Genomic DNA, 16,401 nt, shown 5'->3' with positions numbered 1-16,401 from the left:
TGATTTCAAGTGCCAAAGATGGCTAAAGCCCAATACAAACGGGCGCAAGCAGCTATCTATTTGATAGCGAATGGCATGGCAATCTGCCGCCGGCTTCAGTCGCCTCGATAGGGTGCGTGCGTGATCCTGCTGCCGGCCCGCGGCTACCGCCACAGCTCCCCGTTAAAGGAGACGCTTTTGACCATGTGTTCCTCCAGGTAGGCTTCCTTGTAGGCGGAACGCACGGTTTTCCAGGTTTCGCTGGTTGCCGGGAGTTCCGTGCGTGCCGAGATGACGGCGCGAAACGGAATGTGGCCGACGCCGGTGAAGGTGGCTTCTGAACGCAGCACCACATTGCAGTTAATGGTCTCTCCCGGCCCGATCAAGCCGCCAGGGCAGATGTCAGCCTGCACATCGCTGGCTTTCAGTGCCAGCTTTGTGTTGGGAAGAGGGTTGAGGGTCAGGGCGATGCGCGGCGGGGTCACGCGGACGGCGCGGCGGCTTGCGTTGGTCAGGCTAAAACCGAAGGAGACGCTGCGGTCCAGCCAGGTGACCTTTTGCTGGAACTTGACCTGCAGGTTAGGCGTCAGGGAGTCCACCAGTTCATCGACCACCTTGATGCGCTCCAGCCGCTTGCGTTCCGCGGCCTGGGCGTCGGGCACCGGTTTCTGCACCGGCTCCGCAACCGGTTCCGCTGCGGCCTTGGGCTGCTGGATCTCGGCCTTCATCTGCTCCATGTTGGCGCGCAATGCCTCGGTCTGGGCCTTGGCTTCGGCGAGCTTTTGTTCAAGCTGCTGCTGGTTCTTCTGGTTCGCGGCCATCAGCTGCTGCATCAGCAGCTGGGCTTCCTTCTGTGCCTTGGCCGCAGGCCGGTCTACCAGGGTGTAACGCGCTGCGCTGCCGGCCACCACAATCGCCAGGCCGATGATCAGCAAAAAAACGATGGTGTCGTATCGGTGGGCGCCGGCGTCCTTGCCGGGTTTCGGTTTGGGTTGGCGCGGCGGGAGAGGCGGCAGGGATGGCGGGATGGGGGGCATGCTTTTGTAAGCCATGAGATATGACGCGGGTGTGGCTGGATTAAATGTGTTGTGAATCAGGTCGGTCAGGGGGCAACATGCCTTGAGATGCCCGGCTCACCATTTGCCGCGCACCCCCATCAGCAGGGCCAGGTTGCGCTGGCGTGCGTTCTGTTCGGTCTGGAGGTCGGCGAAGAGGTTGAAGTTGTCGTGGATGCGGCCCGAAACGCCCACGCCCAGGACCACCGTGTTGGCATTGAGGGCCACGCCCGCGATCTGGAACTGGTAGGGCGTGCCGGCGCCCTGCAGCTGCGCCGTCATCGGGGTGTTGTATTTGCCAAACTCATGTGCCCACACCACCCGCGGTTCGATCCGCAGCCGGCCCACGTCAAAGCCGGCTTTCAGCCCCAACATCGATTTGGTCGAGTACACGGTTTGCGCGGCAACCTGCAGGTTGAGCGCACCGGCGCCCTGCTCGGCGAAACCGTTGGTCTGGTTGCGGCTGAAGGCCAGCGCGGCCATCGGTTGCAGCGTCCAGCCGGTCATGTCCAGGTCGTAGGTCAACTCGCCGTAGGCCGTGGCGGTGCTGCTGTCGAAATTCGACGAGGCCAGGCGGGCGATCGGCCCGACCACGATGCCGCGGTCCATGTGGTTGCCGTGAAACGCCACGCTGGTCACGCCATTCAGGCGCCAGGCCCCGTCGGTGTAGCCGGCGTACATCGCCAGCGCCGCGCTGCGAGCCCTGCCCTGGTCACCTGAATCAAAACTGACCCTTGATGTGCCCATCGTCACGGCGCCGCCCAGCATCAAGCCTGGCGACACTTCGGCGTCGTAACCCGCGCTCAGGCCGGTGCTGTTCAGGCGGCTGGCCATGGCATTGCCGTCGCTGTCGGTGATTTGGTGGCTGCCGTAACCGCGCAGCCAGAAACCGCAGCCGTCTTCGATGGCCGGGAAAAGCGCCCTCAGGGCTTCGCGGCCCGCAACGTCGTCGCTGCCGCAGACTGAGCCCAGGCTGCTTCGGCCCACGCGTGCCTGCAGCTGTTCGCCGAATGCGGCGGCAAAGCTGGGGCCGGCACGGCGCAAGGCGACCAGGTTGGCACCGCCTATGGCATCGAAGGCGGCGAGGGCCTGCGGCACTGAAAGGCTGTTGAGGGCGCTGAGCACCGTGCTCATGTCGCCGCTCGCGCTGCCGGAGGCATTTTGCAGCGCATTCGAGGCTGACTGCTGGTTGGGCGTCATGCCGGGCAGGGTGTTGTAGCCGGTGCTGTTGCGCGCCAGGGTCAGGTACACATTGTTGGGGTCGTAGGTGAGCGACGGCGTCAGAAACGCCAGGTTGGTCGTGAGCCCGCTAAAGACGCCGGTGCGCCCGCCTGTGGCATTGAGGATGGTGTACTGCGTGGTCGGCGAGTAGGTGCCGGCGCTGGCCAGCACGTTGACCGTGCCGCCGTTGATGGTCAGCGTGCCGGTGGCGTTGGTGCGGTCGTTGCTGCCGGCTGCATCGACCTCCACGCTGTAATTGGAGCCCGCATTGAAAGTCAGATTGCCGACGACGGTGAGCGTGCCGATGGAATTGCCGGGCGCCAGCGTGCCGCCCGACTGGATGGTGGTGTTGCGCACGGAACCGGTGCCGCCCAGCGTGCCGCCGTTCTGCACCTGCACGGCAGAGTTGGTCAGGCTGCCGTTGACCGACAGCGTGCCGCCGCTGACGACGGTAGTCCCGCTGTAAGTGTGGGTGCCGGAAAAGGTGACATTGCCGGTGCCGCTTTTGACCACGTTGCCGGTGCCGCTGATGACGCCGCCAAACGTTCCGTTGCCTGCTTGCAAGAACTCCAGGTTGGCGTTGGTGGTAATCAAGCCCTGCAGGTTGGCGGTAGTACCGCGCAAGGTGCCGCCATTGATGGTGGTGCCGCCGGTGTAGGTGTTGGTGCCAGAAAGAATCACCGTGCCGCTGCCTTCCTTGACCAGTGCGCCGCCGCCGCTGACGGACCCTGCATAGGTGCCATTGGTGGTCTGGTCGAAGGTCAGCACGCCGTCGTTGCTGATGGCTCCCTGCAGGCTGGTGGTGCTGCCGGTCAGGCGGGCATTGGTTCTGATGAAAGTGCCGCCGGTGTAGCTGTTGGCGCCCGTCAGTATGGTGGAGGAGCCCCCGGGGTGGCGGAACACTTCTACCCATCCGGCGCCGCTGATCGCCGCGGAGAAGGTGTAGGGCGTGGCGTCGTTTTGGTTGAACTTGATGCTGGAGCTGGCATTGCCGAAAACCACGGCGTCAGCATTCAGGGTGCCGCTGGGCCCGATGTTGCCGATGACCAGCGTCCCGGTGCCCACATTGCCCAGGTGCAGGGTGCGGGTGCCGCCCACCGTCACGGTGGCGCCGGTGCGGATGCCCAGGAGCCCGTCTCCATTGTTGCCAACAATGAACTGGTCGCCCGGAGCCAGGCTGAGGGGGGACACGTTCAGGCTGGCGCCGGCGCCGTCCATGAGGATCTGCCCTCCGGTCACCGTGTCGCCCACGCTCAGCCGCGTGGCCGTGACGCTCCCATTAATCAGCATTGATCCCGCGTTACCCGGCGTCGGCGTGGTGCCCAGCAGGAGCGTGCCAGCGGCCAGGGTGCGGCCCGCATGGACGACCACCTGGCCGTTTTCCTCCACTTGCAGCGTGCCCACCTGGGCGGCTGGTCCACTAATAATGTCCACCTGCTGGTTCGTCGGGACCCTTGCCAAGCTGGCGGCTGTAGGCGTGCCGCCACTCCAGTTGGCCGCGTCGTTCCAGTCCTGAGTGCCTGCGGCCGAGAAATCGTTGGTGACCTGGGCATGGCCGGCATGCGGTGCCATGGCCAGGCCGGCGAATGCCAGCGCCAGGCCAAGCGGCTTGAGGGGAAAGTGCGGGCGGGAATTCATGCGGGCCGGTTTTGGGGTGAGGCTTCAAGCCGTGCCGGTCAGCAGAACCCAAAGACGATTGCCTTGCCAGAGGACATCGCGATTTCGGCTGCAGGCGCAGTTAATAATTTAGCTAACATTTCTTAACGTATGCCTCGCAGTAACTATGGCCTCCGGAAAGAGCTCCGTACGGGTGTGATGTCCATGTTTTGACTTTGCTTCACGTTACATTTTTTTGCAAGTAGGTCGTTTGACAACTTATAACGCCCAGAGCGTCAAATGGGAGAACTAAAGAATTAATTTGATCTTGTGGCGTTGACTAAGAGTGGCCGGAGGCTGGCCTGTAGCCAGAAAAAGCGGCGCCACACGCTGAAAATCGCACCGCAGGGCACCGGATCCGGGTCATTCAGTGCGCTGTTTTGGTGTCTGCGTTGCGTGCTGGCCACACCGCAGCCGGGAACTGCAGTGGTTTGATCCGCTTGCCACGGCTGCTATCAAATAGCTAGCGACTTGCGCTCGTCTTTGTTGGCTAAAACACCAATATGATGGGAAAAAAGTGTGCTGGAGAAGCGCGCCGCAGTAGCGATGGCTCCCGGCGACGATTTCCGCGCCCAAAACTGCCTGGTTTGGCATCAAAAATGACCCTCGCCCAATACTGACTTGCGCGAGCAGCTATGATTTTTATAGCGCTGTGTAGACGTCTCTCCGGATAGCCAGGCTGGCCAGTCCTTTGGGTGGGTCAGGGGCTTCAGGCCAAAAATGCCCTGTCGGCCGCACGCACCAGCACCTGCCGCAACCACGCATGCGCGCTGCGTTGTTGCGAACGCCGGTGCCACAGGGTATCCACGTGCACCGGTGACACGTCAAACGGCAGGGGGCGCAGCACCAGCTGGTCGGCAATGCCCGTCACCCCGACGAAATGCCGCGGCAGCACGGTGAGCAGGTTCGAGTTCGCCACGACGCGCCCGGCAGTGAAGAACTGGTTGACCGTCAGCACCACATGCCGCTCCCGGCCCAGCGAGGCGAGGGCTTCGTCGACGAAACCATAGGGACGGCCCGAAAAACTCACCAGCATGTGGCGCGCCGCGCAGAACTTGCTCAGTGTGAAGGGGCCGGTAGCCAGCGGGTGGTCTTTGCGCATGACGCAGACGTATTCGCCGTCATACAGCCGCTGGTGCAAAAAGGGCAGGGGCTCGCCACTTTGCGCGCCGGCCGTCAGATCGGCCAGCACCGAGGGAAAGTAGCCGACCGCCAGGTCGCACAGCTCCTCGTCCAGCAGGCGCCGCGGGTCGCGTGTGGTCAGTGGAATCACGCGGATCGACACGCCTGGGGCTTCCTGGTCCAGTGTCTCCACCAGGCCGGGAATCAATTCGGCCGCGGTGGCGTCGGCCATGGCCAGCACGAAGATGGTGGTGGCTTCGCCGGGCACGAATTCGTTGGGCACCAGCGACTCCTGCAATTGCTGCAGGGCCTCGCGCACGGCCGGCCAGATCGCCACGGCGCGCGGGGTGGGCGCCATGCCCTGGCCGCTGCGCTGTACGAGCTCGTCGCCCAGGGTCTCACGCAGCCGGCGCAAGGCATTGCTGACAGCCGGCTGCGTCAGCGACAGGTTGCGCGCCGCCCGGGTCAGGCTGCGCTCGGCCATCACTTCGTCAAACACGCGAAGCAGGTTGAGGTCCAGGGTCCGGAAATTGAGCGGGGTCACGGCTTGGGGCGGGTGTTGAAGAGCGAAAAAGAGGGTGAAAAGAGGGTGGAAAAGCTCAAATTATCACCAATGTGAATGAATCACATCATAAAGATAAAGTTGAATAACATCAGTGATAACCCTAATATCCTCCTACCCGCTGCAATTTTGGTTCAGCGGAGTTAACCCAAAGGGAGTTCACCATGACCAGCTTCGTCAATATCAAATATTCCACACAGCACCCCGGCGTTGTCCGCGCTGAGTCGGCCTTTGGTGCCGTACGCCAGCTGGGCGGTGCTTTCTCCGGCACCCGCGGCCTGGCTACGCTGCTCTTGTCCGCTGTTGCGGCCGCCGTGATGGTGGTGGCTTACCAGGTGATGGACAGCGTCGCCGAAGGTCACCTGCTGGTTATGTGGATCGGCATCTGGGCTGTCGCCTTTGCTGTACTGGCGATTTTCGCCGGCGCTGCGCGCAATGCAGCCGTCAGTCTCAAGGTTGGCCTGGACGCCTGGTCACGCAGCCTGGCTGAAGCCCGCGCCGACCAGCGCCTGTGGCAAGCCGCCAAGAACGATCCCCGCGTGATGGCCGACCTGCAAGTTGCAATGGCCCGTCAGCAAGCCGCCGTTGAAGAGGCTGTTGCTGCCCCCGCAGCCGTGGTGTCCGCTCCGGCCGGCCTGACACAGCGCGCCCTGCGCCTGGGTGGTGCAGAACTGAAAGCTTTCCTGCGCAGCCAGGCCGACACGAAAGTTGCCGCTGCCGAAGCTGTGGTTGATGAGGCATCTGCTCCAGCCGGACTGTCACAGCGCGCCCGCCGCCTCGGTGGTGCGGAACTGCGGGCTTACCACCGCAGCTACATCTAAGCGCCAGGCGCCTCTACGCCGCGCCGCTCTTTGCAGCGGCCCACAAAAAAAGCCACCGGATCGGTGGCTTTTTCTTGCCTTGGCGCAGTCATTGCACCAGGAATGCGGCGTACCGCAGGTTGTGCGAAACGCCCCGCGCGTGGTGTGCCGGTCAGACGGCCAGGCGGCGCTCGATCGCGGCTTTGGTCTCCTCCAGCTCTTTCGGCAGGTGATGTTCGAGTTGCTTGAACAGTTCGGCGTGCAGTTCCAGCTCCTTGAGCCAGGCGGCCTTGTCGATGCTGGTCACGGTCTTGAACTGCTCGGCGCTGAAGTCCAGGCCGGTCCAGTTCATGTCTTCATAGCGGGGGCTGACGCCGGTGATGTGCTCGACGCCCTGGCCCTTGCCTTCGATGCGGTCGATCATCCACTTCAGCACGCGCATGTTTTCGCCGTAGCCGGGCCAGACAAACTTGCCGTCTTCGCCTTTGCGGAACCAGTTGGCGGTGAAGATTTTCGGCAGCTTCGCGCCCGAGGCTTCGAGTTTCTGGCCCACGTTGAGCCAATGCTGGAAGTAGTCGGCCATGTTGTAGCCGGCAAAAGCGATCATCGCGAACGGGTCGCGGCGCACCACGCCAACCTGGCCGGTGATGGCGGCCGTGGTTTCGGAGCCCATGGTGGCGGCCATGTACACGCCTTCCACCCAGTTGCGGCCTTCGGTGATCAGCGGCACGGTGTTCGAACGGCGGCCGCCAAAGATGAAGGCGTCAATCGGCACGCCGGCAGGGTCGTTCCAGGCCGGGTCCAGCGCCGGGTTGTTGGTGGCGGCCACGGTAAAGCGTGAATTGGGGTGGGCGGCCTTGGCGCCGGTTTCCTTGGCGATTTGTGGCGTCCAGTCCTTGCCTTGCCAGTCGATCAGGTGCGCCGGCAATGCCTTGCCGGGGGCGTCCTGCTCCATGCCTTCCCACCAGACGTCGCCGTCGTCGGTCAGGCCGACGTTGGTGAAGATCACGTTTTTGTCCAGGCTGCGCAGGCAGTTGGGGTTGGTCAGCATGTTGGTGCCCGGTGCCACGCCGAAGTAGCCGGCTTCCGGGTTGATGGCGTAAAGGCGACCGTCCGCACCCGGCTTGATCCAGGCGATGTCGTCGCCGATGGTGGTGACCTTCCAGCCTTCAAAGCCTGCCGGCGGCACCAGCATCGAGAAATTGGTCTTGCCGCAGGCCGAAGGGAAGGCCGCCGCGACGTGATACTTCTTGCCTTCGGGCGAGGTCACGCCCAGGATCAGCATATGTTCGGCCAGCCAGCCAGGGTTGCCGGAGCCGTCTTGCGAAGCCGCGCGGCCCATGTTGGAGGCGATGCGCAGCGCAAAACACTTCTTGCCCAGCAAGGCGTTGCCGCCATAGCCGGAGCCGTAAGACCAGATCTCGCGCGTTTCGGGGTAATGCACGATGTACTTGGTTTTGTTGCAAGGCCATTTCACATCTTGCTGGCCTTCGGCCAGCGGCGCACCCACGGTGTGCACGCAGGGGACGAATTCGCCGTCGAGGCCGAGCACGTCAAACACGGCTTTGCCCATGCGCGTCATGATCTTCATGTTGACGGCCACGTAAGGGCTGTCGGACAGTTCAATGCCGATGTGCGCGATGGGCGAGCCAAGCGGGCCCATGCTGAAAGGCACCACGTACATGGTGCGGCCCTTCATGCAGCCATCAAACAGGGGCTGCAGTGTGGTGCGCATTTCAGCGGGGGCCATCCAGTTGTTGGTCGGGCCGGCGTCTTCCTTTTTGGCCGAGCAAATGAAGGTACGGTCTTCCACGCGCGCCACGTCGGTCGGGTCGGAGCAGGCCAGGAAGCTGTTCGGGCGCTTGGCTTCGTTAAGCTTTTTGAAGGTGCCGGCGCCGACCAGTTGCTGGCACAGGCGCTGGTATTCGGCGTCGCTGCCGTCGCACCAATAAATGTTGTCGGGCTTGCACAAGGCCACCATGTCGGCAACCCAGGCAATCAGTTTGGCATTCTTGACGTAGGGGGGCGTGTTGAGGTTAAGCCCTTGCATCGCGGGGTGGTTCATCGAAAAAACTCCAAAGTTAAAAAGCGTTATTTCGGGAAACGTCGCGCGGCAACCTGGATGGTTGCGACACGGAGACGTTTATCGAAATAAGGCTTGGAAGCTTCCCTTTGCACAACAAACAGGTCCCGGTCGGCGGGCGGTGCGCAAGCTTCAAAAGTGCTGCGGCGCAATGACAAAAAGCGGCAGCGTGAGGCTGCTTTTCATCTTCCACGGATCGGCCAGTCCAATTCATTTTAAGAAGATCAGCGCGAGTTACCTGTAAGTTACAGGCAAAAGTTATGCATAACCGGCATGAGGTTATGCATAGACTGCGCCGGGGTTCCGGCAGTCATGACATCGGGGTGAAGAATGCCTGGACGGCCGTTTCGGCCCGCAGTTTCAGGCCGGTTCCTCGGTGAACAGGCTGAAGGGGTCGGGAAGTGGGCCGGGAAGAGAGTGGAGAAGAGGGCGCGGAGCCCCGGAAACAAAAAAGTCCGCAAGATGCGGACTTTCGGGGTGAGAGCGGGGGCTTTCAGGCCATGTAGATGGCGATAAACGCCAGCAGGAACATCAGCACGCCGCCCACCACGGGCAGAACAATGGGGATCAACGGAACGATCGCGTCGACGGCATCCTGCTCCTGGGCGGGAGTGGCGCTGTCGTGGGCTGCATTGGTGGTGTGGCTGGCTGGACTGGACATGGGGTTGATTCCTGAAATGCTTGAGAGTCTTGGCAGATTTTACCTGCATGAAGATGGTTACATGAAGATGCGGGCGACAAAGATGCCCGGCGCCTGGCTTGCGGTACCCTTTGCCATGCTTATTTGTGGAAGGAATACATGAAATCCCCAGCCCATTTCGCGCCTCAGCGGCGGTTCCGTTTTTTTTCAGCCGGTGCTGTTTTGTCCGCCGTGGCCCTGTTGTCGGCATGTGCTTCCGGCGGTCCCAACAGCGCCTCGGCAAAGCCCGTGCTCTATCCCAACGCCACCCTTAACCGGGTAGGTGACGCGCAAGGCCAGGCGGAGGCCAGCGCCTGCATGTCACGGGCCTCGGCCGCCGGGCTCAGCCCGTCGCAAAGCACCAACGAAGTCGGCCGGCGTGCCGGTGAAGGCGCAGCCGTCGGGGGTGTGGCTTCGGCGGTGGGTGCGCTGATCACCGGGCGCGGCGGCGAAGGCGTACTGCGTTCCGGCGCCGCGGGCGCCGCCGTGGGCGGCTCTGCGGGTGCGGTGTCAGGCGCGTTTCACAACGACAAACCCAACAGCACCTACCGCAGCTTTGTGCAGCGTTGCTTGAGTGAAAAGGGTTTTGAGGTGATTGGCTGGAATTGACGGGTCCCTCGCAGCGCTCAGTGCTGCTCTGACGCCTCGAAGCCGGCCGCATTCAGTGCCGCCAGCACTTGCTGGATATGGTCGCGCCCGCGTGTCTGGATCACCAGCTCGATCTCCACGTTCTGGACCGAGAGCATGGTGAAGGCGCGCTGGTGATGCACCTCGTCGATATTGGCCCCGGCGTCGGCCACAGTGGCGGTGATCTTTGCCAATGAGCCGGGAATGTCACGCACACTGACCTTGATGCGGGCCAGGCGCCCGGCGCGCACCATGCCGCGCTCAATGATGGCTGCCAGCAGCAGCGGATCGATGTTGCCGCCGCACAGCACCAGGCCGATCTTTTTACCTGCAAAACGCTCCGGGTACTTCAGCAGCGCTGCCAGCCCGGCCGCGCCGGCGCCTTCAACCAGGGTTTTCTCGATCTCGAGCAGCATGACCATGGCTTGCTCGATATCGCCCTCGTCTACCAGCACCAGGTCGTCAACCAGCTTCGCGATGATGGCCTGCGGGATGACGCCCGGCGTCCCCACCGCAATGCCCTCGGCGATGGTGCTGGTGCCCTGGGGGTGCCGGGTGCCCTTGATCGCATTGACCATGCCCGGGAAACGCGAGGTCTGCACACCGATGATTTCAATGCCGGGCTTGATCGCCTTGGCCGCCGTGGCCATGCCGGCAATCAGGCCGCCACCGCCGACGGCGATAACCAGCGTTTCGAGGTCGGGTTGCGCGTGCAGCATCTCCAGCACCACCGTACCCTGGCCCGCGACGATGGCTTCGTCGTCGTAAGGGTGCACGAAGACCAGGCCCTCCCGCTCAGCCAGCGTCAGCGCGTGGGTGCGTGATTCGTCCAGCGTATCGCCGTGCAGCACCACTTCGGCGCCAAAACCCCGGGTGCGTTCGATTTTGACGCCCGGCGTGAAGCGCGGCATCACGATCACGGCCCGTATGCCCAGGCGCTGTGCGTGGTACGCGACGCCCTGGGCGTGGTTACCCGCACTCATCGCGATCACGCCGCGGCGCCGTTCATCGGCTGAGAGCTGGGCCAACTTGTTACAGGCGCCGCGCTCCTTGAAGGACGCCGTGTACTGCAGGTTCTCGAACTTCAGGTAAATCTGCGCGCCCGTCAACTGGGAAAGCGTCCTGGACTCCACGCAGGGCGTATCGAGCAGGTGGCCCTGCAGGCGCTGGGCGGCTGTTTCTATATCTTTGAGACTAAGCATGGGAATTCCTCTGCGGGGCTATGGTGGGATTGTGCGGGATCATCTTTGCGCATCTTCGCAGGAGTTTCTGTGGTGCATTTCACACGTGGGGGTACAAGTAGCGTCTTCCATGATGCTTCAAGCTGCGTTATGGTGGAGTCTCATTGAACCAGGTCGCATCTGCGGTGCTCATAGCCAGTGAGGCGACGGTCTCGAAGCAGGGTATCTCACAGGCATGTCTACCAACCGTGTAGTTGCAAAGGGAGGTTTGTCCATGAGCAAGCGTTCCGTTAGCGAGCAGCAGTGGCTGCTGTCCCCCGGGCTGAAAGAAGCGCCGGTGCTGGACCTGATGTGCTCGCATTTCGTGCTGACGCTGGCGGCAAGGCAAGGCGCGAAGTTCAATGTGCGCCGCGACCTCAACAGCCTGCTCTCGCTTTCGGGCCGGCATCTCGTGTGGCCCCTGCCAGCGGTGCAGCGGTTGCGCGAGTTTCTTGGCCGCCGCTGCAAGGACAACGAGTTCTGGCGCGGCCATGAAAGCCTGACCGACACCGAGTTCATGGCGCGCCACGGCGCCTGGCGCGGCCCTTATGAAGAAGGCACGCTGTTCTTCTACCTAGACGAGCATGCGAAGGACCAGCCCAAGGACCTGCTCTCCGTGCTGGCCGCCACCGGCGAATGGCTGACCCAGGCGCTCAAGAAACAATCCACGCTGGTCGAGAAAAACATCGACGCGCTGGCCAACCTGTTGCAGCTCAACCGGGCCGAGCGTGCGCTGTTGCTCTACGGCACCCTGGCGCGCTACCAGCGCGACCTGCGCTCCCTGCTGGTGGAGTTCAAGGTCAACAATGCCCCCGAAGCGTATGCCGCCATCGCCGACGTGGCCGGCGTGAAGGCGCCCGAGGTTGCCGAAGCGCTGCGCGCCGGCTCGCGCCTGGAGCGCATCGGCATGGTTGAAAACCTGATTTCCGAGCACAACATCACCGACCTTGCCGACCTGATGAAGGTGAGTGAAAAACTGCCACCCGTGCTGATGCGCGAATACCGCGACCAGAATGAGCTGATGGCGGTCTTCACACGGCCGGCCGCGCACAGCAGCCTGGGTCTGGCGGACTTCGCTTTTGTGCACGACGATGCCCAGGTGCTGGTGTCGCTGTTGCGCAATGCGGTGGCCGGCAAGGAGCAAGGCGTGAATGTGCTGCTTTACGGCCCGCCCGGCACCGGCAAGACCGAACTGGCCAAGGTGGTGGCGCAGGCCGCCGGCCTGGACCTGTTCGAAGTCGAATATGCCGACCGTGACGGCAACTCGCTCAGTGGCCGCGACCGCTACCGTTCGCTGCAAATCGCCCAGGTCTTCCTGAAGGGCAGCACGCACTCCGCCTTGCTGTTTGACGAAGTCGAAGATGTGTTTCCCCCGATTTCCAGCGAAGCCGCGCAGCTGATGGCACGCTCCGAACAATTGCCCGTACCTGCCAGCGGGTCGGTCAGCGGCAAGGCCTGGGTCAATCAGATCCTTGAATCCAACACCGTGCCCACCCTGTGGGTCACCAACCGCATCGAGCAGATCGACCCTGCTTTTCGCCGGCGCTTTGCCTACCACCTGGAACTCAGGTCGCCGCCGCCGGGTGCTCGTGAAGGCCTGGTGCGCAAAACACTGGAAGGTGTTCATGTCAGCGATGCCTTTGTGGCCAAGCTGACGGCCCGCAAGGGCCTGACGCCCGCGCAAATACGCACGGCTGTCCGGTTTGCCCGGCTGGCCAGCGCGCCTGAAGACGCGGTAGACGCACAGGTGGACGCAGAAGGCATGCACGCCATCCTGTCGGGCGGCAGGCCGCTGTTGATGGAGTCGCTGATCGAGCGCCAGCTCAAGAATGCCGATGTGGCGCTGGGCAACAGGTCGGAAACTTCCGGCCGGCGCAACGCGACCACCTATGACCTTTCCATGCTCAATGTCGAATCCCGGTTCGAGGTACCGCGTATCGTCGAGGCACTGAAAAGCCGAAGCCACGGCAGCCTGTGCTTTTACGGCCCGCCGGGCACGGGAAAGACGGCATTGGCCGAACACATCGCCAAAGCACTGGATTTGCCGCTCATCATCAAGCAGGCCAGCGACCTGATGAGCAAGTATGTCGGTGAAACCGAGCAGAATATGGCAGCGATGTTCCGCGAAGCCGAAGCGGAAAAAGCCGTATTGCTGCTGGATGAAGCGGACAGCTTCCTGCAGGACAGGCGCGGCGCCCAGCGGACCTACGAGGTGACTGAGGTCAACGAGATGCTGCAGGGCATGGAGCGCCATGCGGGCATCTTCATCTGCACCACCAACCTGCTTGAAAGCCTGGACCAGGCGGCGCTACGGCGTTTTACCTTCAAAATCAAATTCATGCCGCTGACTCATGCCCAGCGTGAGCAGATGTTTGTCACCGAAGCACTTGGAGGCAATGCCGACCGGCTTGCGGCCCCGCTGCGGGAGAGGCTCGGCAAACTGGTGCAGCTGTGCCCGGGTGATTTCGCGGCCGTGAAGCGGCAGGTGGATATTCTCGCGGCAGAGTTTTCCAGCGAGGAATTTTTGGCCCAGCTGGAGGCAGAGCACCGCATCAAGCCCGAGGTACGCGAAGGGCGGGCCATGGGGTTCATGCAATAGGAACACGCGCTGTTACAGACGCTCCGTCAGGGCCGGATTGCTATCAAAAGAATAGCTGCTTGCGCCCGTCACTATTGGTCTGAGGCCTGATTTTTATACGCAAACCAGGTTGGCTTCGTTTTTACGCCGCACATCCTCGCTGACCTTCAGCTGCGCCTGCCGCACGATACGGCCGCCTTCAATCCACAGCAATTGCCCGGGCTGCAGCTGCTGCCAGTTTTCATTGAGCGTCAGCGGCTGGGTGGCGACGACACACAACCGGTCTTCCTGGACATTGGTTTGGGCAAAGTCGATGCTCAGGTCGGCGTCAACGAGCTTGGCGTGTGAAAACGGCCATTCCCGCACCAGGTAATACAGCCGTGTGGAGCAGTGCGCGAACAGGGCTTGCCCATTGGAGAGCAGGTAGTTGAATACGCCATACTCGCCCGTGCCTTCGCTCATGCTGCAGAGGGTTTCAAACACCGTGTCCAGCGAGCAGGGTTCGCGCGGGCTGATGGCCTTGAGTTTTTCCATCAGGGCGCAAAAAGCGCGTTCGCTGTCGGTGGTGCCGACGGACTGGTAGTTGCCGCCCAGGGCGGGAAAGTAATTGATCAGGTCGCCGTTGTGGGCAAACAGCCAGTGGCGGCCCCAGAGCTCACGTGTGAACGGATGGCAGTTCTCCAGGCGCTGCGGATCGCCCTGCGTCGCCTTGCGGATATGGGACACGACATTGCAGGACTTGATGGCATAGCTCTTGAGCAGCTCGGCCACGGGTGAGGTGGCGGCTGGCTGGCTGTCCATAAAAATGCGGCAGGCCTTGTCTTCAAAAAAGCCGATGCCGAAGCCGTCGCCATGATGGTCCGTCAGACCGCCGCGTGCGGCAAAACCCGTGAATGAAAAGCGAAGGTCTGCGGGTTTGGCGGCATTCATTCCGAGGAGTTGGCACATTCCGCTAGTGTCCCAGAATCTTGGAGAGGAAATCCTTCGCCCGGTCGGTCTGCGGGTGGTTGAAGAAGTCCGTGGGCGTGTTCTGTTCAACAATCTGGCCCTGGTCCATGAAGATCACGCGGTCGGCTGCTGCCTTGGCAAAGCCCATTTCATGCGTCACGCAAAGCATGGTCATCCCCTGCTCGGCCAGCGAGATCATCACGTCCAGCACTTCCTTGATCATTTCAGGATCCAGCGCGGATGTCGGCTCGTCAAACAGCATGATTTTCGGCGTGAGGCACAACGCGCGCGCTATCGCAACGCGCTGCTGCTGGCCGCCCGACAGCTGCAGGGGGTACTTTTGCGCCTGCTCCGCGATGCGCACGCGTTCGAGCTGATGCATGGCCCGCTCGGTCGCTTCCTTTTTGGACAGGCCCGCGACCCAGGTGGGCGACAGGGTCAGGTTTTCAAGCACGGTCAGGTGCGGAAACAGGTTGAACTGCTGGAACACCATGCCGACCTGCCGGCGCACGGAGTCGATCGCCTTGATGTCGTCGCCGAGGACGGAGCCGGCCACGGTGAGCTTGCCTTCCTGGTAGTCCTCCAGGGCATTGATGCAGCGGATCATCGTGGATTTGCCCGAGCCGGACGGCCCACAAATCACCAGGCGCTCGCCCTGCTGCACGTCCAGCTGCAAGTCGCGCAGCACATGGAAATTGTTGCCATACCATTTGTTGACTTTGTCAAAGCGGATGATGGGGTCGCTCATGGGGATCCTTGGTTTTTGTCAGCGGGCCTTGCCCACAGCCAGCCGCCGCTCTATCCAGAGGCTGTAGCGGGACATGGCGAAGCAGCAGGTAAAGTAAATCGCGGCGATAAAGAGGTAAGCCTCAATCTTGAACGGCCGCCAGTTCGGATCGGACCCGACAGCCAGCGACAGGGCCCCGGTGAGTTCATACAGCGACACGATGGTCACGAGGGAGGTGTCCTTGAACAGCGAAATGAAGTTGTTCATGATGCTTGGTACCACCGTACCCAGGGCCTGCGGCAACACGATCTTGATCTGTGTCTGCCAATAGCCCAAGCCCAGGCTGGCGGCTGCTTCGGTCTGGCCTTTCGAGAGGGACTGCAAACCACCCCGGACAATCTCCGCCATATAGGCCGCGGCAAACAGCGTGATGCCGACGATCACCCGGATCAGCACGTCGGGCGATTTGCCGATGGGCATGAACAGCGGAAACATGAAGCTGGCCATGAACAGCACGGAGATCAGCGGCACGCCACGAATCAGCTCAACGTAAATGACGCACAGGGTCTTGATGGCGGGCATGTTGGAGCGCCGCCCCAGCGCCACCGCCACCGCAATCGGGAAGGCAATCGTCATGGAGATCACCGTCAGCATGACGGTCAGCGGCAGGCCGCCCCACTGGTCGGTCGACACTTTGGATAGCCCGAACATGCCGCCGCTCATGAGCGTGAAGAACGCCGTCAGGACCACGACCCAGATCAATCCCAGCCAGGGTTTCCAGAACCAGCGGCTGCAGCTTGCAACCACCAGGCCCAGCAGCAAAAAGGTTGCCAGCTCCGGCCGCCAGTGCTCTGTCAGGGGGTAGCGGCCCAGCAGGATGATGCGGGCTTTTTCGTTGATCACGCCCCAGCATGCGCCTATGCCGCGTGCGGCCTGGCAGGCATCCGCGTCGGCCGCGGTCACGGCATTGAACACCGCCCAGCGAAGGGCCGACGAGGCGGCCCACAGCAACAGGGCGATGACCCCGACTGACACCAGCGCATTGCCGACGCTGGAAAACAGGTTGTTGCGCAGCCAGGGGCCCGGGCCCTCCATCTTGATGGGGGCCGGGCGCGGCGCGACGGGAACAAAGGTCTGGTTCATG

General features: G+C 62.5%; 12 protein-coding genes. 3 read left to right on the top strand and 9 right to left on the bottom strand.

Going from position 1 to position 16,401, the window contains the following annotated elements; all coding sequences use genetic code 11:
• Positions 1–143: 143 nt before the first annotated feature.
• The 3 genes from AC1DVV_RS20265 to AC1DVV_RS20255 all read right to left on the bottom strand — a co-directional run bounded on the left by AC1DVV_RS20265 (position 144) and on the right by AC1DVV_RS20255 (position 5,577).
• Positions 144–1,016, bottom strand: coding sequence for a hypothetical protein (locus tag AC1DVV_RS20265; RefSeq protein WP_457281776.1), 873 nt, complete (start codon positions 1,014–1,016; stop codon positions 144–146).
• Between the two features lie 96 nt (positions 1,017–1,112).
• A complete protein-coding gene (locus AC1DVV_RS20260; RefSeq protein WP_457281775.1) occupies positions 1,113–3,893 on the bottom strand; it encodes an autotransporter family protein in 2,781 nt (926 codons plus the stop codon).
• A 727-nt stretch (positions 3,894–4,620) separates the two neighbouring features.
• Positions 4,621–5,577, bottom strand: coding sequence for a LysR family transcriptional regulator (locus AC1DVV_RS20255; protein WP_457281774.1), 957 nt, complete (start codon positions 5,575–5,577; stop codon positions 4,621–4,623).
• A gap of 182 nt (positions 5,578–5,759) precedes the next feature.
• On the opposite strand from AC1DVV_RS20255, the gene AC1DVV_RS20250 reads away from it, so the two are divergent.
• Entirely contained in the window at positions 5,760–6,416 is a 657-nt protein-coding gene (locus AC1DVV_RS20250) for a hypothetical protein (protein ID WP_457281773.1), read from the top strand.
• Between the two features lie 151 nt (positions 6,417–6,567).
• Here the strand turns inward: AC1DVV_RS20250 and AC1DVV_RS20245 are convergent, their stop codons facing one another.
• Together AC1DVV_RS20245 and AC1DVV_RS20240 are read right to left on the bottom strand one after the other, a co-directional pair.
• Complete coding sequence (locus AC1DVV_RS20245; protein WP_477701557.1) at positions 6,568–8,460, bottom strand: phosphoenolpyruvate carboxykinase (GTP); 1,893 nt, start codon at positions 8,458–8,460, stop codon at positions 6,568–6,570.
• A 511-nt stretch (positions 8,461–8,971) separates the two neighbouring features.
• The gene (locus AC1DVV_RS20240; protein WP_164483721.1) at positions 8,972–9,139 is read right to left on the bottom strand and encodes a hypothetical protein; all 168 of its coding nucleotides are present in this window, start codon (positions 9,137–9,139) and stop codon (positions 8,972–8,974) included.
• Between the two features lie 138 nt (positions 9,140–9,277).
• Here AC1DVV_RS20240 and AC1DVV_RS20235 point away from each other — a divergent pair, with 138 nt between their 5' ends.
• Entirely contained in the window at positions 9,278–9,766 is a 489-nt protein-coding gene (locus tag AC1DVV_RS20235; protein ID WP_457281771.1) for a glycine zipper family protein, read from the top strand.
• 17 nt (positions 9,767–9,783) lie between these two features.
• Here the strand turns inward: AC1DVV_RS20235 and AC1DVV_RS20230 are convergent, their stop codons facing one another.
• Positions 9,784–10,986, bottom strand: coding sequence for a threonine ammonia-lyase (locus AC1DVV_RS20230; protein ID WP_457281770.1), 1,203 nt, complete (start codon positions 10,984–10,986; stop codon positions 9,784–9,786).
• A gap of 253 nt (positions 10,987–11,239) precedes the next feature.
• Between AC1DVV_RS20230 and AC1DVV_RS20225 the strand changes: the two genes are divergently transcribed.
• Positions 11,240–13,603 (top strand): ATP-binding protein, encoded by a 2,364-nt coding sequence (locus AC1DVV_RS20225; RefSeq protein ID WP_477701555.1) that lies wholly within the window; start codon positions 11,240–11,242, stop codon positions 13,601–13,603.
• A 93-nt stretch (positions 13,604–13,696) separates the two neighbouring features.
• Here AC1DVV_RS20225 and AC1DVV_RS20220 read toward each other — a convergent pair whose 3' ends face one another.
• From AC1DVV_RS20220 to AC1DVV_RS20210, 3 genes are read right to left on the bottom strand one after another with little or no spacing between them, the layout of a single operon-like run.
• A complete protein-coding gene (locus AC1DVV_RS20220) occupies positions 13,697–14,530 on the bottom strand; it encodes a class II glutamine amidotransferase (RefSeq protein ID WP_477701554.1) in 834 nt (277 codons plus the stop codon).
• 4 nt (positions 14,531–14,534) lie between these two features.
• Complete coding sequence (locus AC1DVV_RS20215) at positions 14,535–15,278, bottom strand: amino acid ABC transporter ATP-binding protein (protein ID WP_477701553.1); 744 nt, start codon at positions 15,276–15,278, stop codon at positions 14,535–14,537.
• 18 nt (positions 15,279–15,296) lie between these two features.
• Positions 15,297–16,400, bottom strand: a complete 1,104-nt coding sequence (locus AC1DVV_RS20210) for an amino acid ABC transporter permease (protein WP_477666994.1) — start codon at positions 16,398–16,400, stop codon at positions 15,297–15,299.
• Position 16,401 lies beyond the last annotated feature (1 nt).

The sequence above is a fragment of the Polaromonas sp. P3_B4 genome, assembly GCF_056402835.1.
Note: the sequence above shows the minus strand (reverse complement) of the source record. Positions and strands in the feature narration are given on the sequence as shown.